We start from the raw sequence: 26,759 nt of genomic DNA on the forward strand, positions 1-26,759 counted from the left end.
GACCCCTCAGTCGGCGGTATGAGCGTGGCCACTGTGTTTACCCGTCTCACCGACCGAGTCCTGTCGGTGGAGCCAGTAGAGGAACAGGAAGAAGACAGTGGCGAGCACGTTTAGAACCATCTTGTAGTTCATCTCGATCGATACCTCGGCGATCTGTACGCTAGAGGGGGCCGGGATCAGACCCACGCTGAGGAAGAGGAAGTGCATGAGGACACCCGTGAAGACGGCGGAGACGAAGATCATCCCCGAGAGGATCGCTGCGAACTTCGTTCCGTAGTACTCCCGGTAGGCGTCCATGATCGGTGGGACGATGAGGTCGGCGTAGATGTACGAGAGGACTGAGCCGAATGGGAGGCCGTTACTGAAGAGGACAGCAGCGAACGGCACGTTTCCGACCGAACAGACGAACGTCGCGACGCCGATAACGGCCCCGAGGACCGCCGTCCAGAAGATGTACACCGGCAAACCGAACGTCGCGCCAGAGAATACCGACGTCCAGACCTGTTGAGGGATGAACCCGGCGATCAGGCCAGCGAAGATGAACCCGATGGCGATCTCGTCCCAGAGCATTCCCCACTCCTTCCACTGCTTGTCCGCAAGTGCTTTCCATCCCGAGAGTGACGTCGCCTTCTCTCGGATAGTCGTGTTGGCCGCTTCGGGGTCGAAACTCTCCATGCAGGACTGTGAGCAGAAGTAGTAGGTCTGTCCGTCGTGTTCCATCGAGTACTCGGCCTCGTCGGGGTCAACTTCCATCCCGCAAACGGGATCTTGTACCTTCTCTGTGCCCTCGTCGGTGACGTTCTCGCGAGCCTGCTCGACGACCTCGTCGGGAACCACGTAAACGAATCCCACTGCCATCAGGCCGATGAGCGTGAATCCGCCAACGATGTCCGCGAGGAGGAACTGCCAGCCGAGCAGGATCCAGATGATGGCGCCGATCTCGATGACGAGATTGGTCGAGGCGAACATAAAGGCCCCGAGCGTCGCCGCTGCGGAGCCGCCCTTCTTGAAGAGGTTCTTCGCCGTGGCGATGGCGCTGTAGGAACACGACGACGAGACGAACCCGAACAGTGACCCATACCCGATTTCGCGAGGGCCCTGTCCCTCCAGCAGCTCCGACACCTCCTCGTTTGAGGTCCACGCCTCGACGCCCCCAGCGATTGCAAAACCGATCACGAGCGCCCACCACGTGATCCATGCCATTGCCGCTGTGGTAGTCAGAAACTCCTGGGTGCTCTCGACGAAGAACGTCGAGAGTGGCTCAGAAGTGGTGAACACGCCGATGCCGACGGTCGCTAGCGCGATGACCGCGAGGATCGCGTATTCCTTCCGCTCCATATCTACTAGACGGGGCTCCGTTCCTAACGGGATTGTGACTAGAAAACCAGTATCTCTCGACGAACGTGTCTTGTTGTTCAAATCAATGAGTGAGTGAGCCTTTGCAGAACGAACTGCTTTCGTGTACCTTCCCGGCTATACAGCGGCCGACAGTGACTGATCGTATCTTCCCGTACCTGCATTCAACTGTTTCTCCGTAATGCGACGGATATCGGGGTACCTGACGCTCGTACGCTCATCTCGTCCGGGTTTGGAAAACGAGGGTTTCTTGTTTTCACTGGGACGATTCCCCCGAATTCCACGGCGATGAACGGTCTTGATCGAGAGGGACGGTTAAACGCCCCTATATACGCTCTCGAACGATCTCCTGCGCCGATTCACACCCACGCGGATAACTCCCGAGCTGTCCTACAAGTAACCGAGGAGAAGGACAATGACCAACATCAACGCCGGACGCTGGCTGCTCGTGGCGCTCGCGATCGTCGGCCTCGCCCTGGTCGCTCCCGTCGTCAGCGCGCACGATAATGAAACGACCGCGGATGACGCACCCAGGGACGACGGAACTGCGGCTGAGTGGGCCGTCTGGATGGAAGGACACAAGACCGACCACATGGGTCCCGGTGCCGTCGAATGGATGGAATCGCACATGGGCGTGACCGTCGACGAGATGGCTCAGGACATGGCCGACGGCGGCCACGACGGTAGGATGTACGGCCAGGGACGCGGTTGCTAGACGTTCCTGGCCAGATACTCTCGACTCGGCACACGGTTAAGGCAATCCCAGGACTATCATTTTGCATGGCATACACGATCCAGACGACGTCGACCGACGAATTCGACCAGACGGTCGATGCGACGATGGAGGCGCTCGAAAACGAGGGGTTCGGGGTGCTCTGCGATATCGATGTACAAGCGACGCTCGAAGAGAAACTCGGCGAGGAATTCCGGCAGTATCGGATCCTCGGTGCATGCAATCCCTCGCTAGCGCTTGAGGGGCTCAAGGAAGAAATCGAGCTCGGTGCACTCCTCCCCTGTAACGTCATCGTCTACGAGCGCGACGACGGCGACGTTGTGGTGAGCGCCGTCGACCCGGCACAACTCGTGGGTATAGCAGACAACGACGCGCTCGATTCCATCGCGACTGACGTTCAGGAGCGATTCGAGCGCGTGTTAGAGAGTGTCGGCGACGGAAGCGGGGGTCCGTCGGACACCTGAAGATCAGTTCCGATCGTTCCTGACTGGTTAGACGACGGCGAGAGCTTGTTCAAGGTCGCTCTGTAGATCGCGGACGTCCTCAAGACCAACGCTCAGGCGAATCAGTCCGTCGGTGATTCCCTTGGCCTCCCACTCTTTTCGCGAGGTCGACACGTTGGTCATCGACTCGGGATGTGCGAGTAGGCTTTCGACACCCCCCGAGACTTTCGGCGAGCGTGAACCCTCGGTCTCGGAGACGACTCCTTGGCGTCAGCGTTCTCACTACGCTGGAATCGTCGAGGGACGGTAATTCCCCCGAGACGAACGTGGCTCCATGACTCCCGACTGGACGCGTCGAAACGTCATCATCGCGAGCGGTGCTGCGATAGCAGCCGGCCTCAGTGGCTGTCTCAGCGGCGGGCGCACGGATGCTTCTGATGACGATGACGTTTCCCTCGCGGTCGCCGAGGTCCATCAGTACAGTTCCCCCGGTTGTAGCTGCTGTTCGCAGTACGCGGCGTACCTCGGTGAGCGGATAGACGGGACGCTCACGGAGACCACGCCCGACGACATCGCGGCAGTCAAACGGCAACATGGCGTCCCCGACGAACTGCAGAGTTGCCACACGCTCGTGGTCGGAGACTACGTCGTCGAAGGGCACGTCCCCGCGACCGTTATCGAGACGCTCCTCGGGGAGGAACCCGCGATAGACGGCATCGCGCTGCCGGGAATGCCCGCCGGTTCACCTGGGATGGGCGGGTCGAAGCAAGGGCAGTTTACTATCCACGAGTTCGATGACGATCAGGCGAGTGGTGTGTACGCGAAGTACTAGACGGGAGCGACGACGAGTCCTCAAACTGGGTCTGTGGGAATTGCGCCATCATCCGAGAACGCGCTCGCTAGACGTCGTTCTGTAGCCGTGGGATCGAAGCTCGTCGAGTACGGTGGTCGGCTCGAGAATCTGATGGACGTGAGAGACGCCGTTGGACACGTCCCCGGCCGCCACCGCCTGGGCAACGACCGCGGCGACGAGGCCCGTCACGTGACTCTGTTCTCGCCCGTCGACCGCTTCGGTTGTCGCAATTCGGGTTTTATCCCGTCGGCCTTCGGCGGTGACCGTCACTGCGAATCCATCACCGCCGAGTGAAAGACTCTCACTGAGTCGAGCGAGCCGATCGACCCCGACGGCGTCGGCCATCGGCTGATAGACTCCGGCCCTGACGAGCCCGTGGATGCCTGTCGAAGCGAGCCGGGAGTCGAAGCAGAATCGCGTCGACGCGGTCGGGACATCGAGCGTCCGTTGAACGACGTGCTGATCGGCGAAGTCGAACCGGTATGCGGTACGACAGCCGTATCGGGGAAACTCGATCGGCCGCGGGTCGGTGAATCCCCGGACGGTCCGCGAGTCGCCGTTAGTCTGTACCGTGAACGGTCGTCCGATGTGCTCTAGAGTCCAACGGCTCGCTTCCGGACCGAACGACTCGCCGAGTCCGAGGAGGACGCCGATCCGGACGTCGGAAACGGTCGACAGTTCGTCGACGGCGCGTGCTGCGAGGAGATTCGTGACCCCGGGCGCCAGTCCGACGCTCAGGACCGCTGTCGCGTCGTTCTCTCTTGCAAACTGGTCGAAGCTCTCGACCTGGCGGAAGAACTCGTCTGACGCAGTCACGTCCACGTAATCGATACCCCGTTCGAGACACGCTTCGACGAACGCCGTCCCCGACTGATCGAGACAGACGATCACCTGATCGACGTCCTTGAGAACGCTCGAATAGGTGGCGGGGGCTTCGACATCGAAGGAGACGCCGGATGCATGATCGCCGAGTCGCTCGGCGAGTGACGCTGCCTTCGAGTCGTCACGGCCAGCGATCAGCAACTGCTCCCGTTCAGCCATCGACGAGGTGAGTTCGCGGGCGACGATGTGCCCCACTGAACCGTACCCCCCGACGAGTAATGTCTGAGTCACGGCGAACCAGACTCCGACTGTCCGAAAGTTACTCTCCGCTGCATCGCTAGTCCGTCCTCCATTCTCCCGCTGACAGTATGAACACGTATGGAGACGTGGACACTCACTCCTGTGGCGACTCCGACCGAATGACACCTGCGACGTTATCGAGCTGTGCCGACACGTGTGCACTCTCTCCTGCCAGGTGAGTGACCACGTCATCCAGGGTAAGGATTCCAGTCAGCGAGCCGTTGTCGTCGACGACCGGGATGCGCCGGGCGTGGGCCTCAGTCATGTGGTGGAGCACGCGAGGTAGTTCATCGTCGGAGTCGACAACGAGTGGATCGGCGGTCATTACGTCCCCGGCGGTAAGCGCTTCGAGTTCGACGTCAGACTTGAAGAGATTTGCCGGGCCGTCTTCGGCGAGCAGTTCCACGGCGAGATCGCGGTCCGTAACGATACCCACCGGGTCGTCGTCCTCGATAACAACGACGCTCCCTACAGACTGGCCGAACATCGCCTCGGCGATCTCCCGGACGGACGCGTCTCGGCTAGCAGTGACGACATCGTCGCGTGCGAGCTGTGCTACCTGCATCGGGAGGTCAGAACGCTTCGATCCCATGTGCCGACTTCGGTCGCGAGACCCAAAAAGTATCGTCGCGAGTGAATTTTAAACCCGCGCGCGTCCCGATCGCTCTCCTGATCTAGTCTGCGGGACGGGCCTGCCTACCCGCCGAGACGCCCGGCAAACTCGGTACCGAGAGGTCGACGCGGCGGAGGAGCTGTGCATTGATCGCCACGATGACCGTGCTCAACGACATCAGCAGCGCTCCGATGGCGGGCGACAGGAGGATGCCGATGGGAGCCAGCACCCCCGCAGCCAGCGGGATAGCGAAGACGTTGTACCCGGCGGCCCAGACGATGTTCTCCTGCATCTTCCGGTAGCTCGCTTTGCTGAGCTTCACCAGTCGGACGACGTCCATCGGATTATTCTGCACGAGAATGACGTCGGCAGACTGGACTGCCACGTCGGTTCCGCTGCCGATGGCGATACCGACGTCGGCTCGGGTTAGCGCTGGCGCGTCGTTGACGCCGTCGCCGACCATCCCGACGAGCTTGCCCTGGTCCTGGAGCTCCTGTACTTTCACGTCCTTATCCTCGGGCAACACCTCGGCGAACACCGTGTCGATGCCCAGTTCGTCAGCGACGGCCTTGGCCACGTCCTCGGAGTCACCGGTCAACATTGCGACCTCGATGCCCAGGTCGTGGAGCGCGTCGACGACTCGGTAGCTCTCTTCGCGAATGACGTCGGCCATCGCGAACGCCGCAATCAGTTCCCCCTCTCGGACGAGGTAAACCACTGTTTGAGCGTTTTCGCCCGCCTCATCGGCGAAGGTCCGCAACGCGTCGGGAACGTCGCTGTCAAGATGGTTGAGGAGGTTCGGACCACCGACGTAGACCTCCTGACCATCGACGAATGCCCGGACTCCTCGGCCCTTCATCGCCTCGAAGTCGTCGGCGTCTCGTGCGTCGATCCCTCGTTCGTCGGCCGCCTCCCGGATGGCACGGGCGATCATGTGCTCGGAGTCCCCCTCGACGGCGGCCGCGAGTTCGAGCGCCTCGTCTTCGTCCACGCCGTCGACAGTCGCCGTCCCGACGACGCCGTGTTCGCCCTGAGTGAGCGTCCCGGTCTTGTCGAAAATAATCGCGTCCAGGTTTCGCGCGTCCTCCATCGCGATCCGGTCGCGGATGAGCATCCCATTGCGGGCAGCGAGCGACGTGTTGATCGCGACGACGAGTGGAATGGCCAGGCCGAGCGCGTGTGGGCAGGCGATGACGAGGACGGTAACGACCCGTTCGATGACCGTCGCGTCGAACGTCGTCGCGACCGTCCACGCGATGCCCGTAACGACGGCGGCACCAAGAGCAACGTAGAACAGCCATCCAGCTGCTCGGTCGGCGAGTACCTGTGTCCTCGATTTGCTCCCTTGAGCTTCTTCGACGAGACGCATAATGCCCGCGAGCGTCGTCTCGTCACCGGTCGCATCTATCCGTACACGGAGGCTCCCGTCGCCGTTGACCGTCCCCCCGATGACATCGTCTCCGGGTTCCTTCGAGACCGGTTTCGATTCCCCAGTGATCATCGCCTCGTTCACGTCGGAGTCGCCTTCCTCGACGACGCCGTCGGCCGGGACGCTGGCGCCCGGACGGACGAGAACCAGATCGCCTTCAGTGAGGGTGCTGACTGGCACCTCCTCGGTATCCCCCGATTCTGTGATCCGCTCGGCGGTATCGGGCATGAGCTTCGCCAGTTCGTCGAGGGCGCTCGACGCACGCCGGACGGACCGCATCTCGATCCAGTGGCCGAGCAACATGATGTCGATCAGCGTGACGAGTTCCCAGAAGAAGGCCGACGTCGTCGGAAAGACGACGCTGGCGAGGCTGTAGACGAACGCGACGGTGATCGCCATCGAGATGAGTGTCATCATCCCCGGCGATCGATCCTTCAGTTCGGGGACGGCCATCCGGAGGAACGGGGTCCCGCCGTAGGCGAAGACGACCACCGCGAAGACGGGATTTATCCACTCGCTGCCCGGGAAAGTTGGCACGGAGAAGCCGAGTTGGGTTTGGAGGAACTCACTGTAGAGGAGGACGGGGATCGAGAGCAGCGTCGAGACGAAAAAGCGCCGCCGGAACATCTGTTCGTGGCCGGCGTGCATCCCACCGTGGTCGCCGTGACCTCCGTGTCCTTCACCGTGGTCGTGACCACCTGCGTCGTGTCCCGCGTGGTGGTCGTGTTTCTCCTCGATTTCCGATTCGACCTCGTCCGCATCTTCGGCTTCCTCCTCGAGCATCGACTGTTCCGTCCGTGAATCGGCTGAATCTCCACCTCCCTCTCCGTTCTCCGTCTCGTAATGATCGTGGTGAGAGTGATCGTCCATAGCTAGTTCAGTGGAGTAGCATACGGGACCGGGGGTGTTGGTTTTGTGGTCTGTATTGGAGTCCTCACCGACTATTCGAGGAGGGCCAGCGCCGTTCGTCGGCTTCGATGAGCCCCAGTAGTTTCCGCCGGCGTTCGTCTATCGAATCGAGCGACTCGTCGAACTGCTGGTCAGACACCGTCGGTATCCCGCCGTCTCGAAGGCCGTCGAGCGCTGGAGCCGGAGGCGTCCGTGGGGCTGGTTCGACAAATGCTTCGTGGAGGGTGTTCAGGTAATCCTGAACACTCGATCGAGCCTGGCCGATGGCGATCTCACTCGGACGATCCTGTTTCGAGACTCCGAATTCCAGGAGTGTCAGCATCTCGTCGAACACGGCGATGTTCGTCGCCGTTGCCTGCTCTGTCTGCGGCGTGTAGAAGTAGTGGAGGATCGGGTACGCCTTATGATTCGAGGTAAGGGTGTCGAGCTGGCTGGAAATCGAGTTGAGCGGTACTTCCAGTCCCCGGAACGACTCGCCGTCCCAGCTTCGCTCAAGAATCTCGGTACTCCCGGCACCAAGGCCGTGGATACTGCTGGCGAGCGAACGTTTCTGCGTGACTGCACCGAGGACGTTGAGAACGTACGTCACGCTCAGCGTCACGAAGAGCATCCCGCTTGCCGTCGTGAGCGACGTGACAATCTGCCAGACGCCATCGCGCGGTGTGAAATCCCCGTTCCCCATCGTGAACACCGAATAACCGACGAAGTAGAAGCGTTCTGTCCAGGAAATGGGTCCTGTATCACGAGTATCTATGAGGGCATTCTCTCCGCCCGCGAAGAGGAACGTCCAGCCGAACCACAGAAGCGTAATCCAGACAGTGAGACTGAGTACGAGTACTATCGGTCCGGCGAGAGAGAGCACTCGAGGTCGGTGACCCGCTATCCGTCGAAGCAACTGCCACGTCCAGCTCATCAATCGAGTCGTAAGCGGACCGGCACCGCCTTCCACCCAGAGCGTCGTCCACAGTAGATCGACGACGACCAGGACGAGAAACGACACGCCGAGAAGCAGGGAGACGGGATTCATCGCCGGTACTCACAAGAATCGCACTTGGAAAGCCGATACCACGGCGCGTCTGAAACGCCGACCATGCAGCTTGGGTCGGGGACGTTCAAATCCTCTAACAGCACAACCATCACCGCCATTTCGCGCTCGAGACGGAAAATCATCGGCGTTGCGCTCCAGCTGCTGTGGACCATCCCCTACCACGTGCTTCGATAGCTGAGGAAAACGTACCGCTGGCCTGAACGAATCTGGAGAAGATCGATATCTCGTAAACCCCAGTTGGGGAATCCGGATAGTTTGTGGGAACCGAACGACACAGAATCGCGCCAAGCCACTTCCGTGCCAGACCCGAACTACCGTTGCTATGAGCACCGACACGGAGACGGTGGAGGGCTACGTCATGGACGCCGGCTGCATCCGAAAGAACGCGCGAGACGAACTACTGGAGAACGCGAGGTCCCACACCCGGGACTGCGCACTCATGGGCCATTGTGTGGAGAGCGGATACGGAATCGTCACCGAAGATGACCGCGTGACGATGCTCGATCCCGAAGCGACGCCAGCGGTCGTGAACGTCGTCGAGGCCTCGGGTAGAGACAAGGGAATCCGCCTACGGGTGACTCGAGAGGAACGCGACAGTGCCATGGAAACGACCGACGTCACCGAGATCGAGTAAGCGTGTGCACGGATTCAGGCCTCCTCGGCTGCCGCCTGTAACGTCTCGTACTCTTCTTTGAACATCGATTCACACGACGAACAGCAGAGATAGTATCGTCTCTCCTCGACCGTCACGGAGACTCCGTCCCCGGTGATCGGTTTGCCGCACTGGACGCACTCGATGGCGAGGTCGGCCTGATCGATCCGCGGATTCCGTACTGAATGGGAAATCTTCTGAATCTCGTAGCTCTCTATGCGGTCTTCATCGAGCGTCTCCGAGAACAGGCGTTCGAGTTCCCTGTCGTCCATGAACGCATGGACGGTGATACGTGGCTCAAAGGCTTGGAAGATGCATTCGACAGCGTCTACGTCTGTAAGTGACTCGACGACGGGGTCCGTCTCACCAAGCGCAGTTCGGATCTCGATGAGAACGGCATCGCCAGTCCGGAGCATCGACCGATCGATGTCGAGTGTAAACCCCTGGATGACGCCGAGCTCTTCGAGTTGGCTCACGCGATTCGAAACGGTCGGCGCCGAGAGACCGACCCTCTCACCGATTTCCGTGTACGATCGCCGGGAATCAGCGAGGAGGAGCCGGAGTATCTCCGCGTCCGTATCGTCGAGTTCGACCATCGACCTACCCTTCGGTCTTGATACACTCGAAACTGTGACTGGCAGTAGCAGGGTTCGTTAGATCGTTTTATAAGAGAGTCTGTGTAGTGCCGATCCTCAGACACCGAATATCCACATACTCGAAGCAAAAAGGGACAAAAATTTCACACCCCTCTAGTCGTGTATGTCTCTCTCGGAGACCGCCGGTAGGATCACCCACCTGAACGACGGAGAACGTGAGTGTCTCGAGAACTGCTTCGAGGCGACAGAAGTTTGTGAGTGGTGCGCAGACGAGTGTCTCGGCGACGAGGAGATGGAGAAGTGCGCTCGGCTCGTCGAGACGTCGCGGACATCGCCGCTACCCACGCCCGGTTCATGGCGCGCAACTCGAACTACAGTCCCGAACTCACCCAGATCAACGCCGGGGTCTGTGAGGAATGTGGCGAAGAGTGCGAGCGCCACGACGCCGAGCACTGCCAGGTCTGTGCCGACGTCCTGAGCGAGTGCGCCGAGAGCTGTCGCAACCTGATGGCTTCGTAGGAGAGACTCCCACTATTCCGGGTAATCCGTCCGTTATCAACCCCATAATCACCCCTCATAAGTCACATGGACCTCTGGAAAAAATTCGCCACCGTCGTCGCCCTGTTGCTCATCGTCGTGATCGCAGCACAGCCGCTCTACGTCGTTGCTCTGACGCTATTCGACTACGGGCAGACGCCCGAGGGCTCCTATGCGACGATGCAGACGAAAGACGTGACTCGGTTCCCCGCGAACGAGTCCGAACAACTGAGCGCTTATACCGCCCAAGCCGCCAGACCGCCGGGAGCGAACGTCTCGTACGATACCGTCGTCCGGGTACCCGAAGGAGACTGGCGGACGGCACTGCCAGCATCCCGATTACGCGCGGCGTCGGACGGGATCGTCCTCTACGGTGATGCACCAGTTCCCGGCGCGGGGAACGGAAGCGCAGAGACGCGAAATGCATCGACGGTCGAACTCTCCGGCGACAATCCCGCACAGACCGCAGCTCGGATCGCCACCCGTGGAAACTCGAGTGACGAGGTGAGCCCGAACAACATCATAATCGTCAGTAGCGACGCGCCCGAATGGGCGCTCCCCGCCGCAGCCTGGAGCGCCTACAGCGGCGATCCGATCCTCTACGCCGACGAGAACGGCGTGCCGGAGGCGACAAGACAGGCAATCGCGGAACTGAACGCCTCGCACGCGTACGTTCTCGCCCCGTCCAGCCTCGTTAGTCAGGATGCGCTCTCAGGGCTCGACGTCGAGTGGACGCGCATTGCTGGATCGACACCCCAGGATCACGCCGTCGAGATCGCGAAGTTCCGTGACGAGTCCCGGGACTTCGGCTGGGGCATCGACGAGCGGGACAAGGTCGGGTACTACAATTCGATGCTCGTCAACCCCGACCGGCCCTCGCAGGCCGTGGCGAGTACGAACCTCCAGTGGGGCAAGGCCGGGCCGATACTGCTCGTCCACGAGGACGGGTCGCTCCCCGCGATCACCGAGAACTACCTCTGGCGAACGCAGTCGTCGTGGTTCTCGACACCCGCGGAGGGGCCGTTCAATCACGTGTTCGTCCTCGGGCCGCTCGAAGAGATCTCGTGGGTATCGCAGGCCCGCAGCGACTACGCTGTGGAGATAACGCCCTATCGACTCCAGGGTGCGGGGATGAGCCCACTCGACGCGCTCTCGGCGGCGTGGGCGGCGTTTAGCCTGCTCGGCGCGACGTTCGTCTACACGCATTCCCGCCACCGGATTCCCGAGATGAACGACTGGACTAAGCTCGTGTGGCCGCTATTCACCCTGATCCTCGGGCCGATCGGATTCGGGTTCTACTGGCTCTCGTACCGCGGCCGAGAGATCGTCGAACGCGACGGGAAGAAACACGTCGTCCGACCCTACTGGCTCAAGGCGGCATCGGCCACCGCGATGGGCGTCGCCTTCGCTGCGAGTACGATGATCGCGGTCGCCTTCGGCCTCACGTACTTCGGGATGCCACTCGTGGTGTTTCCCGGGCAGTTCTTCGCGCTCGGGAGTTCGATGGTGCTGACGATGGCCGTCGTCTACGTGGTCGCGTTCCTCGTCTCGTGGGTCGTCTTCCACGTCCCGATGTTCCAGGACTCGCTGGGCCTGGACCAGCAGGCCGCCGCTCGGCGTGGCCTCCTCGCCGTCGGAGTGAGCATGACTAGCGTCTCTGTCGGGATGATGACGATGATGTACGTGCTGATGATGCTCAACTTGCCCATGATGCCCGGTGACGACAACATCCTCTGGTTCGGCGTGATGGTGTTCGCAACCCTGGTCGGGTTCCTCATCGCCTGGCCGGTGAACGGACTGCTGGTTCGAAAGAACGTCAAACCCGGAGGTGCGCTATGACCGACCAGAGTCGCCGAGAGTTCCTCCAGGACCTCGCGACTGTGCCGGCCCTCGCGGGCCTCGGCGGTGCAGCGCTGTCCGTCGACAGTAATCTATTCGCAGGTGATGGGGAGGAGTCGATGGCACCCGCGACTGCCGACTTCAACGAGTGGACGGCCACGACGATGACGACGCGTCTCGCTGGCGAGAACATGTACGAAACTGCGGCCGCGTATTGCCAGAGCGTCTATACGGCTATCAACGAACACACCCGTCCCGGTGCCGTGATCCTCGTCAACGACAGCGTCCTCGAAGCGGCGCTGCCGGGCGTCGGACTGATCCACCACCCGATCGACGGCGCCGTATTGCTGACAAGGCGGGACGAACTCCCGCAGGCGACGCGTGACGAAATCGAACGCGCACATCCCGAGGGCGTCGGGATGGACGACAACGTCCAGGTGTACCTGATCGGCAGCGAGCGCTACATCAGCGATAGCGTCAGGCAGGAAGTCGAATCGATGGGGATGAACGTCCGACGCATCCCCGGCGAGGGCCCCGTGAGCGTCGCCGCGGGCGTCGATCAGTACGTCAGTTCGATGCACGGCAATCACGAGGATGAGGTGCTGGTCGCCAGCCTCGACGCGCCTCGCCGTGCCGTCCCGGTCCAGTCGTGGAACGCCCACGCCGGCGACGGCTTCCTCTGGGTCGAGGGTGACTCGATACCGGAAGAGACCGCCGAGCAGCTCGAGGCGCGCTACGACTACGCGTACATGTACCTCCTCGGCGACGAAGCGGCTATCAGCTCCGACGTGGCCAGGGACCTCGGGACGTTCGGCCACGTCACACGCGTCCCCGACGCCGGAAACCCGTACAGTATCAGTGCGGCCTGGGCCGGATACAAGGACATCGGGCGCAACCAGGGCTGGTGGTTCGGCGAGTGGGCGAGAGGTATCGGTTGGGGACTCGCCGACCCGGGTCACAACTTCATCTTCGCCAATCCGGACGAGTGGCAGACGGCCGTTCCCGCCTCCGTCGAGAGCCACCGCGGGAAACACGGACCGATACTCGCAGTCAGACAGGATGAACTCCCAACCCCCGTCGAGAACTACCTCCGGAAGTTCTTCCGACCAACCGAGGCAGCCCCGTACGATCGAAAGTACAATCACGGCTGGATCGCCGGCCCGCCCGACGTCGTCAGTCGAGACGTACAGGCGCAGGTCCACGGTATCCTCGAGGGAGGTGGGCCGTCGTGAGACGCGTCGTCGCCCGATTCGAGAACGGAGAGGACGCGAGCGACGCAGAGGACGATCTCCGCGAGGCCGATTTCGAACCGGAACGTCCGGACATCGAGAACCCCTTCTTCGACCCCTCTGCGCGTCCACCCGAGGCACGCGGATTGCTGTGGGGCGGCCTTATAGGCGGGATCGTCGGTGTAGCAGTCTTGCTCGCGATGGCCATGGACATGATCTGGTTCCCGCGGCTAAGCCCGTTCCTGACTGCCGGTCGTCTCACTCTCGTTACCTTCGGATTCAGTATTGGCGTGGCCGTCGGTGGGTTCGTCGGCGGCGTCTGGGGAATGCTTCGAGGCGTTCCCGATCCTGAAGGACCACGCGTCGAAGTTATGGTTCCGGACGCCCGGGTTGAAGATGTCAGGAATCGCCTGCGTGATCACGACGCTACGAGAGTCGACGATGCGGTCACGCATCACGGTAGCGGGTGAGTAAGGACGTTGAACTTCGCAGGAGCGACGAGGTTATCCAGTTTGATCTACCATTCAGTGATTACCATCGAACCGGCCTGCTCTTTCCGTTCGGTTCGTAGCGATAATCCGCGATCTGTACAACTATTGTTGGTTCGTGCTCGGAGTGCCTTGGAGTGGCGTTGACGCCGCTTGATGGGCTGGTGCACCACCGTGGGTAGTAGCTGTCCCTTGCTCGTTGCTCCCCTGGCTGACCCCAGTTTGCGTCCGTTGGTATCCCGCTTGACTCGCAGTCGCGGGAATCTGTTGCGTGACCGTCGATTGCATGTGGGATTCGATGAAGTAGACCTGCTTGTCTACTTCTCGGGACAGTTCGGTGAAGAGGTCCGCAGTGTCCTCGTCCCCCAGCTCCGCGGCGCGTTCGATGTCGGCACGGAGGTAGTTCGCGTGACGGGCGACGTGATCCGTGAGCCACTGGAGGTACTCGGTTTCGTCCACTGCGTTGTGCGGTGGTTCGGGGATCTGACTGGTGTTCGCCGAGATGCGATTGGTCCCCATGGCTTGGCTCCCGAGCGCCGTAATACGTTCCGCGAGCATGTCGGTATGTCCCGAGAGCACCTCTGCGATCTCGTCAAAGAGCAAATGAAGCTGATAGAAATCGTACCCCTTCGTATTCCAGTGGGCGAACTTCGCCTGTGACTGCAGATCTGCCGTGTCGGCGAGCGCCTGGTTTAGAACCTGGATCACCTGAATCCGCGTTTCATCTGGGAGATCAACGGCGGTCGGATAGAGGTTTGCGCGTGGTTGTTGGCTCGACGAGCGTAATTGCTGTTGTGACATGAAAACTGGTCCTCCGGTCGTTCTATCACCTCTCGAACGGAAAACAGTAGTTTAGAAGTTCTCTCCGACTGTGGTCCACCTACTGAACTACCACACATGGATAGTATCCAAGCAGGATCTATCCACTACGTGGAGGCTGGAGCGAGCGCTCGCTAGCTATCTTGCTTTCCGTAGGTAACGGTTCAATGGCGATTCAAGCTGCTGAAATCCTCCGGATCGATAATATCGACTTAGTCCTCAGGGGTTTGGTGCATAGAGAGCGTACAGGATGGACAGCATCCCGGCGGCGGTGACGAGTGCTGCGACGAATCCGGCTTCGAATATCGAGACTTGGAGAATCTCGAAAAGCACACCCTCGAGAAGCCCGCCAAGTCCCACCAGTGCGAAGCCGGCGGCGACGTACAGGAGTAACTGCGTGTGATGCCGCTGGTACCCGCGATAGGCCTGGTATGCAATGACCAACGCTAGCGCGGTCGTGAACAGTTTGCCGATGACAAATAGCCTGTGTTCCATGGGTCAGTCCTCCCGCATTGCCTCGAAGATGGACGTGATCCGGTCGGCTGGATCCGGCCGGACGTCGATCTGGACGTCGAAGCCTTCCGCTTGGAGGAGGACTTCGATGCGTTCGAGTCGCGCCTCGTACTCGCTGTAGTGGCGGCCCCCTGGATCGACGTGGGTGTATTCCTCGAGGAGTCCCTGCTCGACGAGACGGCCGACGCGTCGGGAGACAGTTGGGCGTGACATGTCGCATTTCTCGCTGAGTTCGTTCGCGGACAGCCGCTCCGTCTTCGTCGCCACGAGGATGTCGCGGGCGTACTCGTCGTCGAGGATGGCGAAGACCTCCGGCAAGTCGGGCTCCTCGGTCACGTGTCCCCACTCGCGACAGGAGGGTAATATAGCCCGCCGATTTTCTGACTCAGAACGCCGGCTCGCTACTATATCGTCTCTCCCCGCCTACTGATAGTTGAAGGTGCAAAACCTATGTCTACACTCAACTCCGGCATGAACCAGCTCGAGAGCAAAGTCGGCGGACTGACCGTCGGCGGGAAAGTCCACAGCCTCAGCGCGTGGTTCGTGCTCGCACTCCGTCTCATGATGGGCTACGCGTTCGCATACTCCGGATTCGAGAAGATCACCGCCGCCGAACCGTTCGCCGCCGGGGGCTATCTCGCCAACGTCGCCGCGACCAACGGCAACCCGCTCGCCGGCGTGTTCGCCTGGATGGGCTCGACCCCGTGGTTCGTCGAGTTCGCGAACGTAGCCGTCCCGTGGGGCGAGCTGTTCATCGGCCTCGGCCTGCTCGTCGGCGCCCTGGTCCGCCTCGCGGCGTTCTTCGGCGCGCTCATGATGCTCATGTTCTACTTCGGGAACTGGGACATCGCCCACGGCGTCATCAACGGGGACTTCGCGTACATGCTCGTGTTCCTCGCCGTCGCGGCGTTCGGTGCGGGCCGCATCCTCGGACTCGATCAGTACATCGAGCAGTACGAGATCGGCGGCCAGGCGCTCGTCGAGCGGTACCCCGCCCTCGAATACGTCCTCGGCTAACCACGCCGAACTCTCCGCAGGAGCACAAGTATGCAAAATCCAATTCGATCACGCGGTATCCGTTCTCTGGGACTCATCGTCGTCGGAGCACTAGCGCTGGCAGTTGTCGGCGGGATGGCCCTGACACACGCAACCGTCCCAGACGCAATGATGTGGGAATGGCACGATGGCATGTGGAACGACGGCCACATGGCCGGATGGGGTGTCTGGGGTTGGGGGATGATGCTTGTCGGTCTACTGTGGATGGCGCTCCTCATCGCCCTCTCCGTCTATTTGGTCTCCTGGCTGGCGAGTGGGTCCAAAACGACGGGCAGCACTGAGGATAGTGCACTCGCTGTCCTCCAGGAGCGGTACGCTCTCGGCGAAATCGACGATGAGGAGTTCGAACGTCGTCGTGCCCGTCTCGGAGCTGACGACACCCGATACTAACTGTTCGTTCGCTACTCGTCGACTTCTGTCTTCACGACGGTCGCTGGACGGGTCGTCAATCTGAGGACGCGGTCGGTAACGCTCCCGAGCAGAGCACGATATTCGTCCGGCCGGTGTTTCGTGCCGAGCACGAGCAGGTCCGCGTCGTGGTCGTCGGCATATTCGACGATCGTCCCAGTCGGGCGACCGTGTTGCATCGCCGTCTCGACATCGACGTCGGCCTCCGACGCTCGGCGACGGAGCTCCGAGAGCGTCTCCTCGCCGTGTTCTTCGAGGCCGTGTTCGGGACCTTCAGCTTCGTCGACGAACTCGTCGCCGCTATAGGCAGTCACGACGTCCTCGTCGACGACGTAGAGCACGTGGAGGACCGCGTCGTGAGCGGCGGCGAGGTCGAGCGCGTGTGCTTCAGCCCGTTCAGACGCGACCGTACCGTCCGTCGAAAGCAGAATCCGGTCGTACATTCACTCGGATTTCAGAGGGCGGTACAATAAAGTCGGCTTCCGATTCCCACCGCTCAAGAGTCCCGGTGAGCGCGAACGAATGCACGGCGGAGAACGGTCAGGAGCACGTACGTTTCGTACTTCTGGGTCCGACAGTGCTCGCAGGGTTGCATGTCTGCTACGATGTCCTCGATTGCGCCGTCGTATTCTCCGGTGAGCGTCGCCAGTGCGTCGGTAATCTGCGGCTGGACGGCGTCGATCATCTCCTCGACGGCGGCGTCGGACGAATCCGGCAACGAGTACGAGAGGACGATCGTGTTCGCGTGATAATACTTCGTCGTCCCGCCGCGGCCCTCCTCGAAGCGAACGACATCGACGAGGCCGGCGTCCCGGAGCTCGTTGATGTGGTGGCGAACCGTGTTTTCAGTCCGATCGACGCCGCGGTCAGTGAGGCGCTCGTGAACCTCGGTTGCAGTCAGCGCCTCGTCAGCCAGGATGTCGAGAATCATAGCCCGCATCGGTTCGTCGATAGCGTCGGAAACACTGGGATCCCGCACCGCGATGTCATCGAGACGGTGGTCGGTACCGGAACTACTCATACAGGAATTGAGAGCGAGCACGAGGGAAAAGGTAGCGGGACACGAGCGGAAAGGCGTCCACCACGAAACCAGTCTCGAATGGGCTCGTGAGACGAAAGCTCTAGACGACCTGTTTGACCGTTCTAACGACCTGTTTCCGTGTTCAAACATATCATCTAAAAAATACTTATTGGGGTACGGGCACTATTTCAAACTGTAATGAGCGACACAACCCAATTCCGCGTCATGGACTTCGACTGTCCGACCTGTGCGAGCACCGTCGAACGCGCCCTCTCGAACGTCGACGGCGTCCAGCACGTCGAGGTCCACTACACGACCGGCCGCGTCGAGATTGAGTATGACGACAGCGTCGCGGATCCCGACGCCTTCGCACAGACGATCGAAAACCAGGGCTATACGCCCCAACTCGCCTGATCCCATGAACAAACAAACTGTCACACAGTACTACCGGAAACACCGGAAAGCCATCGTTACAGGAGCGAGCGGACTGCTCTACGGTGGTGGCTGGAGTCTGGGCCATTTCACCAGCTTCGACATGGCAAGCGCCGCCGTCCTCGTCCTCGCGACGATTGTCGGTGGCTACGACATCGCCAAGACGGCCTACCACGAGGTCACCAACCGGACGCTCGGCATCAAGACGCTGGTGACGCTGGCTGCGATCGGTGCCATCGTCATTGGGGAGTACTGGGAGGCCGCGGCCGTGGTCTTCCTGTTTAGCCTCGGCAGCTACCTCGAAGGGCGGACGATGCGGAAGACCCGGACGGCTCTCCAGGAACTTCTGGAGATGACGCCCGACACGGCGATGGTGCGCCGTGACGGGACACTCCAAGAGATACCTGCCCGCGAGGTGGAGGAGGGCGAGATCGTCATCGTGAAGCCCGGCGGGAAGATTCCGGTCGATGGTACCGTCGCCGACGGCGAAAGTGCGGTCAATCAGGCGCCGGTCACCGGCGAGAGCGCGCCCGTCCACAAGGCCGACGGCGACGAGGTCTACGCCGGGACGGTCAACCAGGAGGGAGCGTTGGAGATTCGGACGACGGGCGCGGGCTCGGATACGACGCTCGAACGCATCATCCGGCGCGTCGAGGAGGCCCAGGAAGCCCAATCGCCGACCGAGAGCCTCATCGATCGCTTCGCGAAGTACTACACGCCGGGCGTCATCGTGCTCGCCATCGGCGCGTTCGCGGTTACGCAGAACGCGATCCTGTCGCTGACGCTCTTGGTCATCGGCTGTCCCGGGGCGCTCGTCATCGGGCCGCCGGTCAGCATCGTCTCCGCCATCGGGAACGCCGCCCGGTCGGGCGTGCTGATGAAAGGCGGGGAGCACCTCGAACGCGCCGGCAAGATCGACCTCGTCGCCTTCGACAAGACCGGCACGCTCACGAAGGGTGAGACGACCGTCGCTAGCGTTCAGGGATTCGACTACGACGCCGAAGCGGCACTCCGCCTGGCCGGCGTCGCCGAGAAGAAGAGCGAACACCACCTCGCGGACGCCATCCTCGACGCTGCCCGCGAGGGTGATGTCGCGGGAAGCGCCGTGGCCGATGGCGGCGCCGTCGTTGAGACGGCTCGCATTCCGGACCCGGACGACTTCGAGGTCGTTGCCGGGAAGGGCGTCGTCGCCCACTACGACGGCCAGGAGGTCGTCGTCGGGAATCGGGCTCTGCTCGACGAACGCGGCGTTGGTATTTCGGATGACGTCGAATCGTACGTCCGCGAACGCGAGGACGCCGGTGAGACGGCCGTCCACGTCGTCCTCGACGGAACCGTCGTCGCCGTGATCGCCCTCCGGGACGAACTCCGCGAGGCCGCTCCCGGCGTCGTGCAGGCGCTGAAGGATACAGGCGTCCGGACCGTGATGCTGACAGGTGACAACGAACGGACCGCGGCAGCCGTCGCCGAGGAGGTCGGCATCGACGACTACCGCGCGGAACTCCTCCCCGAGGACAAGCAGGCTGCCATCGAAGCGTTCCGCGAAGAGGGGCACGTCGTCGCGATGGTCGGCGACGGCATCAACGACGCGCCGTCGCTGGCGACCGCCGACGTCGGCATCGCGATGGGCGCGGCTGGAACCGACACCGCCATCGAAACAGCGGACATGGCGCTGATGGCCGACGACCTCGACCGTATCCCGTACGCGGTCAAACTGAGCAAAGCGACGCGCTGGAACGTCCTCGAGAACGTCGGCCTCGCGGTGCTGACCGTGACCGTCCTCCTCGCGGGCGTGCTCACGAGCTACGTCACCCTCGCCACGGGGATGCTCGTTCACGAGGCCAGCGTCCTCGCGGTCATCCTCAACGGCATGCGACTGCTTCGCTACTGACGACCAACACGCCATCAACCCATGACACCAACCCCGAATTCGACCGACGCCACCGACGCAGAAACAGACTGGCAGATCGACTACGACGCCGACCCGATCGAGATTAGAGATCCCGTCGCGGAAGCCATCGGCGTCCTCGCTCCAGGCGCTCCGTTCGTCGTCACCTACAGAGACGCGGTGAAAGAGGCCGGGCACTCGTGTCCAACAGCCTCGGGAGCCTACCGGATCACCCAGCTCGGCCTCGACGCCCTGTATCCCGACGACTATCCAGTCCGAAGCGAGATCGAGGTACAGGCGGCAGGCTCTCGGGACGACGCGACATACGGCGTGATGAGTCGTATCATCTCGTACGTTACCGGCGCAACCGGAGACGACGGATTCAGCGGTCTCGCTGGCGGCTACGGCGGCCGGCAGGGACTCCTACACTTCGATGGGTTCGACGCAGCCACCCCAGACCCGACGTTCCGTTTCCGGCGGACCGATACGGACGAGACTGTTGAAGTGACCTACCACGTAAGCGATGTTCCTGACGGTGGGCCCGCACTCGGAAACCTCCAGGCGATTCTCGACGGATCCGCGAGCGACAAGCAGCGCGAGGCGTTCGCGGAGGACTGGCACCGCCGCGTGCAGGCCGTTCTCAGCGACGACTCGTTGTTCACCGTCGAGACAGTGTGACTGCCCCTTGGCATCCTACTCGCGAAAGCCAAGTAATCGAAGGCCATTCAGGGACACGAGGACCGTCGACCCCTCGTGGCCGACCACGGCCAGCGGTAATGGAATCCCCCGCAACAGAATCGTGCCAACCATCAACGCGATCGCACCGAAGGCGATGGCGAGATTGACTTTCAGCGTCCGGCGTGTCCGGCGACCGAGTCCGAGCACATAGGGGATCTTCCCGATGTCGTCACCCATCAATACCACGTCGGCGGTCTCGAGCGCGACGTCAGTCCCGGCACCACCCATCGCGATGCCGAGCGTCGCCGTGGCCAGTGCAGGTGCGTCGTTCACCCCGTCACCGACCATCGCCACGTTCTCGTACCGCTCGACCAGCTCTTCGATGGTAGCCACCTTCTCCTCCGGAAGCAGTTCTGCCTGCACCTCGTCGATGCCGACCTCGTCGGCGATCTGCTGTGCGACACGCTCGTTGTCGCCGGTCAGCATGACGATGTGCTCCACGCCGAGCGAGCGGAGGTCCTCAATCATCTCTGCAGCCCCAGGGCGGACTGTGTCGGTGAACGCTAGCCACCCCAACACGGTGACGTCATTTCCGTGTTCGCGGACGACGACGACGCTCGTTTTCCCTTCTGCCTCCAGGGAATGGAGCCGGTCTAGACCCGGTTCGATCCCCTCGATCGCTGTGTCGTCGAGGACAGTCTCGATGTAACTCTGATTACCGATGTGGACGAGCCCGTCGTCGACGTCGGCTCGGACGCCTTTCCCGGCCTCCGACTGAAACCGCCGCGCGTCGGGAACGTCGAGTGCACGGTCTTCGGCTTCCGAGACGGTCGCACGAGCGAGATGGTGCTCCGAGCGGGCCTGTACGGCGGCCGCGAGCGAGAGCAGTTCGTCCGACGTCAGTGACTCGTCTGCAAGGCCGTCCCGGACGAACACGTCCGTCAACTCTGTCTCACCCCGCGTGAGTGTGCCCGTCTTGTCGAACGCGACCGCGTCGATCTTCGCCGCGGTCTCGACGTGTTCGCCACCTTTGAACAAAACGCCCTGTCTCCCGCCGGAGGCGATCGCCGACAGCACTGCTGCCGGCGTGGAGATGATGACCGCACACGGCGAGGCCGCGACCATCAGCGTCATCGCCCGGTAGAACGTGCCCGTGAACTCGCCACCGAGCGCGAGCGGAATCGCGATCGCTGCGACCGTGAGTCCAAACACGCCGAGCACGTACGGCTGTTCGAGGCGGTCGATGAGTCGCTGTGTCGGCGCCTTCTCGCTCTGGGCCTCTTCGACCATGGTGATGAGGCGGCTGATCGCCGACTCGTGGGCCTGTCGCGTGACCTCTATTTCGAGGCTGCCGCTCTCGTTTATCGTCCCGCCGAACACCTCGTCACCGGGTTCCTTCGGCACGGGGACTGATTCCCCAGTGAGCGACGCCTGGTCGACGGTTCCCTCACCGGACGTGACGACGCCGTCGAGCGGGATCTTGTCGCCAGGCCGAACGACGAACACGTCACCGACGGCAACCTCGTCGATAGGCACGGTGACCTCCTCACCGTCGCGGAGGACCTGTGCCTCGTCCGGCCGCATCTCGACGAGCGACTTGATCGCCCGGCGCGAGCGGCCGATGGCGTAGTGCTGGAGCGTGTTCGATAGCGAGAACAGGAAGAGGAGCATCGCGCCCTCGAACGGGGCGCCAATGGAGAGGGCGCCGAGCGCGGCGACGATCATCAACAGATCGATGTCGACCGCACGGTGACGCAGCGTCTCGATCGCGCCTTTGAGCCCGTACCAGCCGCCGAAGACGTATGCGACGCCGTAGCCAGCCCACATGAGAAGTTGTGGTCCCTCAAGCCATCCCGTCACGAGACCAGTCACCATCCCGAGGAGCGTCAGGCCGACGAACACGGCCTCCCGCCTAAGTTCCGAGCGGGTGCTCACGTCATCCGTTACCGTCTCAGATTCCTCCTGAATCGTCACATTTCGGTCGCGGACAGCGTCTCGAATCGCTTTTTCCGAGGTGACGCTCCCGTCGTAGGTAATCCGGGCGTCCCCTGTTCGAAACGAGACGTCGACATCGTGGACGCCGGAGAGACGCTTGAGGTGGCGTTCGAGTGCTCGAGCTCCCGCGTCGCCACGACCACCCCGTCGTTCAATGTGGATAGTACACGTCGAGAGAAATTGTGATTCAGTAACAGCCACGTTCTCGAAACCTATGATTTGGTTTGATTTCACGTTTTAGGTGTGCCCACAAGCCTTGGTCCGATCCCGATATCGGTACTCGAGTCGAGAATCTCATCCAATGATTGTTACCGGGATCTGTGCTCGGCGGGTGACTGTCTCGGCAACGCTTCCGAGGAGTGTCCGGTCAATTCCTGACCGGCCGTGGCTACCCATGACGATCTGATCGGTGCCGTGGCTGTCAGCGTAGTCAAGGATTTCACGCGCCGGTTTACCGACTTCTGTGACGGTGTCGAGAACAATATCGTGCTCAGCTGCGAAATCTGTAGCCGTTGTGTGAATCTCTGTGGCACGCTCTTGGGCAGTATCGTACCAGTCCTCTGCGACTGGCAACCCCCCAGCCTCCACGTCGATCACGGAGTCGATCGGATTGATGATGTAAATCGTGGTGATGGTAGCATTGGAAAAGTTCTCGAGAGCGTAGGTGAGCGCACGCTCGGCAAGCGGGGAACCGTCAAAGGCGACGAGAACGTTGTCGGGCATATGAATAGATTCGAGACGGTTTGAGAAGAGTGTACTGCCGAAAACTCGGTGTCTGGGAGTACCGTTAACTTCGATGTGGCCACAACCGCTAGTATGTCTAGTATCCGTATGTGGATCGATCAGCACTGTCTCCTGAGCTTCGTCGCTATCGCGTATGCCTTCACGTGGTCGATCCAGGGTGCACTCGCGTATTCAGGTATGGAAGCTTCCTGGACGCACTCGATCCTGATCGGCTTTGGCGGGTTCGGCCCGCCAATTGGTGCCGCAGTTGTCATCTGGGCCTCCGGTGGGAGCCTCCGCAGGTGGGTCGGCCAGATGTTCAAGTGGCAGATCGGCGCGAAATGGTGGGCACTCGCGTTCGGACTCCCGTTCGTTATTCTCTCGCTAGGCGTCCTGCTGTTCGTCCTAGCTGGCGGCCCAATCAACCTGACCGAATTCGAATCACCCTTCATCTACCTGTTCGCGATGGCTTGGGGAACCGTGTGGGGCGGCGGCCAGGAGGACCTCGGCTGGCGTGGCTTCATGCTGCCAATCCTGCAGGACTCCTACAGTGCGCTGACCTCAAGTGCCATTGTGGACGTCATGTGGGCCACTTGGCACCTCCCGCTGTTCCTGAACGCGACGACCACCCACGGAGGCTGGCCGCTCTCCCAGCAACTCCTCTGGATGATCTCCATCCTTGCTGGCTCCATCCTCTGGACGTGGATGTACAACAGCACCGGTGGCAGCGTCCTCGCCGTCGCGGTGTTCCACGCCGGCGTCAATGCGATGGGGATCTTCCATCCCGCCGACCAAGACGCGCTCATTCCCAACAGAGTGCCGGACCCCTGGCTGAATCTACTCGCCGAGGTCACGGGTGCTATCCCTCTCGTATTGATTGCCGTTCTCTTGGTAGCCATCTACGGCGGTGACCATCTCTCGAATCGCGACCCACCAACTCCTCAAGACGCTGGCCTCCCACAGAAGACCGAATCGAAAACGGTCACGTGACAACTTTCAGTGCGTCGCTTTGCTGGAACAGTATGGCTCGCTAACGCATTTGTCGGCAGCACATCACTGTCTGTTCATATGGTAGCGTCGAACGGGACTGGGGCGGTCGGTAGGATCTCAAAGCGGATCGGGCAGTCATCAACCACGACGGTGTCCTCATCCGATTCGTTTCCCTGTGGCTCGTCGTCGCAGGCGTCTTCACGGTGGCATGGATCCTCAGCTATTATCTTCTCTCACAGGGGCTCTTGCACGGTGGAAATCCCGCCGCTTCTGCGGACTACACAGGAAGTGTTTCGCGGGAGTTCCTGACGCTGTTTGGATGGAATGTCGCTGTCTCGTTGATCGCCGTGGCAGCGAACACCCTCAGGTCTGTGAATACCCCACTCGGCTACGTAATCCAAATCGTACAGGCACCTCGGCACGGAGCGATCTGGGGCACCGGATCACTTGCCATCGGGACGGGCGAACGAATCGTACCGTCACAACCTCGGAGGATAGAAATGATGCGTGCCTTTATTTCAACAACGGATACAGCAATCTAAATACTCGGTACGGTTGCGGCTTTGATGAAACCTTCCAACAGTCAGATGCTTTTTCGACAAGCTATCCGGAGACTGAGCGCTCAACCGTCGGCCCCCTACAGTATCGGCAGAAGTGTCGGGATCGAATTAGATTACCAGTGACGGGATACCTGCTCTCTACTGTAACGCGAGCCGACATCACAGCGAATTTTGAAGCGCACATTCTGCGATGTTCTTTCCGTATTTTGCCGTCCGATCGATACTATCGAGAATGCGGGCCACGACTATCGCTTCTTCAGGAGTTCGGTCTGCTAGAACCTCGTCCACTGCCGCAACCTCTCGGGAGACTTGGTCACAGAAGTCGAGAGCCGAATGAGCGGGTTCGGAGGCATAACCGTTGATCACAGCATCTGTAGATTCTTCGACGACGCGACGAGCATCACCTCCAAGCGATTTGATTTCCGTTCGAACGTCGCCTTCGATAGCGGTATCGTACCGGCTGGCGATATTCGCCATGGTTACGGCGTGGTCCGCCACTCGTTCGAGTTGGCGGGCCGTAAAATAGTACGCGAATATCTCCCGTCGGGAGAGACCGAGCTGGTTGAGTTCCTCGAAATCGGTGAGGGCCCGATTCAGATGACGGGCAACCAATTGGAAGACTCGGTCCGCTTCGTCGTCTCGTTGCGCGATGAATTCTACTTCGGTCGTCTCTCCCACGACGGCCTCGATCGCCGCCTCGTGCATCGAGAGCGTAATGAATCGCAGCTGGATGATCGATTGGCGCAGAGAGACCTCGCTCGTGTCCAGTAGCACTTGGACTGTGGTTTGCGATTCGGATTCCTCGACGACCTCGACCCCGGTGAGGCTCTGGGAAACCCTATCAAGCGTCTGTCGCTGTTCCGTCGTGAACTCCTCTGTGGGATGGAAGTCGATCTGATTGAACCCGGCAGTGTATGCGGCCCGGAGCATTCGTTCGACAGTCGCCGCATCCGTGTCAGCAAGCGCGATCTCGACAGTTGCGAGTTCACTCTGCTCTCGCTCGTTGTGCCGGATGACGAGAGAGCCATCGAGGTGCGTGTAGAGATACACCGACTCACCCGCCTCGATGTCGTATTCGTCGGCCCAGTCGACGGGCATCGAAACCGTGTACGTGCCGCCACCGACTTGTTGGACTTTGCGCGTCTCCATATCAGTAGATCAACTCCGGATCGTTTTCGACCATGTAGAGCGTCCGTGCGGCGATGTTCACTCCGTGATCGGCGACCCGTTCGAGGTCGCGGATCGTGAGGAGCAACCGAGAGACGTCGTCCATTAGTTGTTCGATACTCCAGGGGTCGTCACCGGCGGCTTCCCGTTCGATCAGGTTACGGACGACTCGTTCACTGGCACGCTGACACAGTGCGTCGATTTCGTCGTCGCGTCCTGCGATCTCGTGGCACACGTCGGCGTCCGCTGTCACGTATGCGTCGAGGGCGTCAGCGACGAGCGCACGGGCGTCCGTGCCGATCTCGACGATGTCGACCTCGTACGTTCGTTCTGTGTCTGCTGCGAGCGTATACCGCCCGAAATTCGTCGCCAGATCGCCGATTCGTTCGATGTCGGTGAGGATCTTAAACGAGGCTGCGACGAACCGGAGGTCACTCGCGACTGGCTGTTGCAGGGCAAAGAGGTCGATACAGTCCGATTCCAGTTCGAGATATCGGTCGTTGATCTCGTCGTCGCTCTCGATGATCTCCGTTGCGAGGTCCGTGTCCCCGCGTTCGAGAGCGATGAGACTCTGTTCGAGTCGGTCCAGCACTGAAACTCCCAATTCTTGAACGTCAGAGCGGAGTTCGTTGAGCGACTCCTGATATTCACGACGTGGCATC

Annotated in this window: 29 protein-coding genes and 1 pseudogene; 14 read left to right on the top strand and 16 right to left on the bottom strand. The window is 61.2% G+C overall.

The features are described 5' to 3' along the window. Window positions 1–6: 6 nt before the first annotated feature. Window positions 7–1,338, bottom strand: coding sequence for a permease (locus PSC72_RS08870; protein ID WP_274325519.1), 1,332 nt, complete (start codon window positions 1,336–1,338; stop codon window positions 7–9). Between the two features lie 433 nt (window positions 1,339–1,771). On the opposite strand from PSC72_RS08870, the gene PSC72_RS08875 reads away from it, so the two are divergent. Beyond that, window positions 1,772–2,071: a hypothetical protein gene (locus PSC72_RS08875; RefSeq protein ID WP_274325520.1), complete on the top strand. Its 300-nt coding sequence runs from the start codon at window positions 1,772–1,774 to the stop codon at window positions 2,069–2,071. 65 nt (window positions 2,072–2,136) lie between these two features. Then, a complete protein-coding gene (locus PSC72_RS08880; RefSeq protein ID WP_274325521.1) occupies window positions 2,137–2,553 on the top strand; it encodes a DUF302 domain-containing protein in 417 nt (138 codons plus the stop codon). A gap of 27 nt (window positions 2,554–2,580) precedes the next feature. Here the strand turns inward: PSC72_RS08880 and PSC72_RS08885 are convergent, their stop codons facing one another. Further along, the gene (locus tag PSC72_RS08885; protein ID WP_274325522.1) at window positions 2,581–2,715 is read right to left on the bottom strand and encodes a PLP-dependent transferase; all 135 of its coding nucleotides are present in this window, start codon (window positions 2,713–2,715) and stop codon (window positions 2,581–2,583) included. Window positions 2,716–2,866: 151 nt separating this feature from the next. Between PSC72_RS08885 and PSC72_RS08890 the strand changes: the two genes are divergently transcribed. Then, window positions 2,867–3,364 (top strand): DUF411 domain-containing protein, encoded by a 498-nt coding sequence (locus PSC72_RS08890; RefSeq protein WP_274325523.1) that lies wholly within the window; start codon window positions 2,867–2,869, stop codon window positions 3,362–3,364. Between the two features lie 48 nt (window positions 3,365–3,412). Here the strand turns inward: PSC72_RS08890 and PSC72_RS08895 are convergent, their stop codons facing one another. The 4 genes from PSC72_RS08895 to PSC72_RS08910 form a co-directional block, all read right to left on the bottom strand. Then, entirely contained in the window at window positions 3,413–4,633 is a 1,221-nt protein-coding gene (locus tag PSC72_RS08895; protein ID WP_274325524.1) for a saccharopine dehydrogenase family protein, read from the bottom strand. Continuing rightward, window positions 4,602–5,099, bottom strand: a complete 498-nt coding sequence (locus PSC72_RS08900) for a CBS domain-containing protein (protein ID WP_274325525.1) — start codon at window positions 5,097–5,099, stop codon at window positions 4,602–4,604. Before PSC72_RS08900 ends, PSC72_RS08895 begins: the two co-directional genes overlap by 32 nt. 82 nt (window positions 5,100–5,181) lie before the next feature. Next, window positions 5,182–7,419 (bottom strand): copper-translocating P-type ATPase, encoded by a 2,238-nt coding sequence (locus PSC72_RS08905; RefSeq protein ID WP_274325526.1) that lies wholly within the window; start codon window positions 7,417–7,419, stop codon window positions 5,182–5,184. Between the two features lie 64 nt (window positions 7,420–7,483). Further along, a complete protein-coding gene (locus PSC72_RS08910) occupies window positions 7,484–8,485 on the bottom strand; it encodes a potassium channel family protein (RefSeq protein ID WP_274325527.1) in 1,002 nt (333 codons plus the stop codon). 343 nt (window positions 8,486–8,828) lie between these two features. Here PSC72_RS08910 and PSC72_RS08915 point away from each other — a divergent pair, with 343 nt between their 5' ends. Then, a complete protein-coding gene (locus PSC72_RS08915; protein WP_274325528.1) occupies window positions 8,829–9,140 on the top strand; it encodes a hypothetical protein in 312 nt (103 codons plus the stop codon). 14 nt (window positions 9,141–9,154) lie between these two features. Here PSC72_RS08915 and PSC72_RS08920 read toward each other — a convergent pair whose 3' ends face one another. Then, window positions 9,155–9,754: a winged helix-turn-helix transcriptional regulator gene (locus tag PSC72_RS08920; protein ID WP_274325529.1), complete on the bottom strand. Its 600-nt coding sequence runs from the start codon at window positions 9,752–9,754 to the stop codon at window positions 9,155–9,157. A gap of 163 nt (window positions 9,755–9,917) precedes the next feature. Between PSC72_RS08920 and PSC72_RS08925 the strand changes: the two are divergent. The 4 genes and pseudogenes from PSC72_RS08925 to PSC72_RS08940 all read left to right on the top strand — a co-directional run bounded on the left by PSC72_RS08925 (window position 9,918) and on the right by PSC72_RS08940 (window position 13,829). Next, window positions 9,918–10,273: pseudogene (locus PSC72_RS08925) on the top strand (four-helix bundle copper-binding protein). A 66-nt stretch (window positions 10,274–10,339) separates the two neighbouring features. Then, the gene (locus PSC72_RS08930) at window positions 10,340–12,130 is read left to right on the top strand and encodes a DUF4396 domain-containing protein (RefSeq protein ID WP_274325530.1); all 1,791 of its coding nucleotides are present in this window, start codon (window positions 10,340–10,342) and stop codon (window positions 12,128–12,130) included. Continuing rightward, a complete protein-coding gene (locus PSC72_RS08935; protein WP_274325531.1) occupies window positions 12,127–13,362 on the top strand; it encodes a cell wall-binding repeat-containing protein in 1,236 nt (411 codons plus the stop codon). Before PSC72_RS08930 ends, PSC72_RS08935 begins: the two co-directional genes overlap by 4 nt. Next, complete coding sequence (locus tag PSC72_RS08940) at window positions 13,359–13,829, top strand: hypothetical protein (RefSeq protein WP_274325532.1); 471 nt, start codon at window positions 13,359–13,361, stop codon at window positions 13,827–13,829. Before PSC72_RS08935 ends, PSC72_RS08940 begins: the two co-directional genes overlap by 4 nt. Before the next feature lie 123 nt (window positions 13,830–13,952). Here PSC72_RS08940 and dps read toward each other — a convergent pair whose 3' ends face one another. The 3 genes from dps to PSC72_RS25610 form a co-directional block, all read right to left on the bottom strand. Then, window positions 13,953–14,648 carry a DNA starvation/stationary phase protection protein Dps gene (gene dps / locus PSC72_RS08945; protein ID WP_274325533.1) on the bottom strand — a complete coding sequence of 232 codons (696 nt, stop codon included), beginning with the start codon at window positions 14,646–14,648 and terminating at the stop codon, window positions 13,953–13,955. Window positions 14,649–14,885: 237 nt separating this feature from the next. Then, complete coding sequence (locus PSC72_RS25605) at window positions 14,886–15,161, bottom strand: DUF7521 family protein (protein WP_274325534.1); 276 nt, start codon at window positions 15,159–15,161, stop codon at window positions 14,886–14,888. A 3-nt stretch (window positions 15,162–15,164) separates the two neighbouring features. Next, on the bottom strand, window positions 15,165–15,515 hold the full coding sequence (locus PSC72_RS25610) for an ArsR/SmtB family transcription factor (RefSeq protein WP_274325535.1): 351 nt from the start codon (window positions 15,513–15,515) through the stop codon (window positions 15,165–15,167). A 114-nt stretch (window positions 15,516–15,629) separates the two neighbouring features. Between PSC72_RS25610 and PSC72_RS08960 the strand changes: the two genes are divergently transcribed. Then, window positions 15,630–16,196, top strand: coding sequence for a DoxX family protein (locus PSC72_RS08960; protein WP_274325536.1), 567 nt, complete (start codon window positions 15,630–15,632; stop codon window positions 16,194–16,196). 30 nt (window positions 16,197–16,226) lie between these two features. Further along, window positions 16,227–16,625 carry an SHOCT domain-containing protein gene (locus PSC72_RS08965; RefSeq protein WP_274325537.1) on the top strand — a complete coding sequence of 133 codons (399 nt, stop codon included), beginning with the start codon at window positions 16,227–16,229 and terminating at the stop codon, window positions 16,623–16,625. A gap of 11 nt (window positions 16,626–16,636) precedes the next feature. Here the strand turns inward: PSC72_RS08965 and PSC72_RS08970 are convergent, their stop codons facing one another. Together PSC72_RS08970 and PSC72_RS08975 are read right to left on the bottom strand one after the other, a co-directional pair. Continuing rightward, the gene (locus PSC72_RS08970) at window positions 16,637–17,086 is read right to left on the bottom strand and encodes a universal stress protein (protein ID WP_274325538.1); all 450 of its coding nucleotides are present in this window, start codon (window positions 17,084–17,086) and stop codon (window positions 16,637–16,639) included. 53 nt (window positions 17,087–17,139) lie between these two features. Continuing rightward, on the bottom strand, window positions 17,140–17,664 hold the full coding sequence (locus PSC72_RS08975; RefSeq protein ID WP_274325539.1) for an ArsR/SmtB family transcription factor: 525 nt from the start codon (window positions 17,662–17,664) through the stop codon (window positions 17,140–17,142). A 198-nt stretch (window positions 17,665–17,862) separates the two neighbouring features. On the opposite strand from PSC72_RS08975, the gene PSC72_RS08980 reads away from it, so the two are divergent. Genes PSC72_RS08980 through PSC72_RS08990 form a run of 3 tightly spaced genes read left to right on the top strand, consistent with a single transcriptional unit; the run spans window position 17,863 to window position 20,662 of the window. Continuing rightward, window positions 17,863–18,078, top strand: a complete 216-nt coding sequence (locus PSC72_RS08980; RefSeq protein ID WP_274325540.1) for a heavy-metal-associated domain-containing protein — start codon at window positions 17,863–17,865, stop codon at window positions 18,076–18,078. Window positions 18,079–18,082: 4 nt separating this feature from the next. Then, the gene (locus tag PSC72_RS08985) at window positions 18,083–19,987 is read left to right on the top strand and encodes a heavy metal translocating P-type ATPase (protein ID WP_274325541.1); all 1,905 of its coding nucleotides are present in this window, start codon (window positions 18,083–18,085) and stop codon (window positions 19,985–19,987) included. Between the two features lie 21 nt (window positions 19,988–20,008). After that, window positions 20,009–20,662: a hypothetical protein gene (locus PSC72_RS08990; protein ID WP_274325542.1), complete on the top strand. Its 654-nt coding sequence runs from the start codon at window positions 20,009–20,011 to the stop codon at window positions 20,660–20,662. Between the two features lie 15 nt (window positions 20,663–20,677). Here PSC72_RS08990 and PSC72_RS08995 read toward each other — a convergent pair whose 3' ends face one another. Together PSC72_RS08995 and PSC72_RS09000 are read right to left on the bottom strand one after the other, a co-directional pair. Next, window positions 20,678–22,858, bottom strand: a complete 2,181-nt coding sequence (locus tag PSC72_RS08995) for a heavy metal translocating P-type ATPase (protein WP_382261524.1) — start codon at window positions 22,856–22,858, stop codon at window positions 20,678–20,680. 93 nt (window positions 22,859–22,951) lie between these two features. Beyond that, window positions 22,952–23,380 (bottom strand): universal stress protein, encoded by a 429-nt coding sequence (locus tag PSC72_RS09000; protein ID WP_274325544.1) that lies wholly within the window; start codon window positions 23,378–23,380, stop codon window positions 22,952–22,954. 93 nt (window positions 23,381–23,473) lie between these two features. On the opposite strand from PSC72_RS09000, the gene PSC72_RS09005 reads away from it, so the two are divergent. Further along, on the top strand, window positions 23,474–24,370 hold the full coding sequence (locus PSC72_RS09005; RefSeq protein ID WP_274325545.1) for a CPBP family intramembrane glutamic endopeptidase: 897 nt from the start codon (window positions 23,474–23,476) through the stop codon (window positions 24,368–24,370). Between the two features lie 719 nt (window positions 24,371–25,089). Here PSC72_RS09005 and PSC72_RS09010 read toward each other — a convergent pair. Beyond that, a complete protein-coding gene (locus PSC72_RS09010) occupies window positions 25,090–26,079 on the bottom strand; it encodes a phosphate uptake regulator PhoU (RefSeq protein ID WP_274325546.1) in 990 nt (329 codons plus the stop codon). A 1-nt stretch (window position 26,080) separates the two neighbouring features. Continuing rightward, on the bottom strand, window positions 26,081–26,758 hold the full coding sequence (gene phoU, locus PSC72_RS09015) for a phosphate signaling complex protein PhoU (protein WP_274325547.1): 678 nt from the start codon (window positions 26,756–26,758) through the stop codon (window positions 26,081–26,083). Window position 26,759 lies beyond the last annotated feature (1 nt).

Origin of the sequence: Halosimplex aquaticum, from assembly GCF_028747785.1 — an archaeon.
GTDB lineage: Archaea > Halobacteriota > Halobacteria > Halobacteriales > Haloarculaceae > Halosimplex > Halosimplex aquaticum.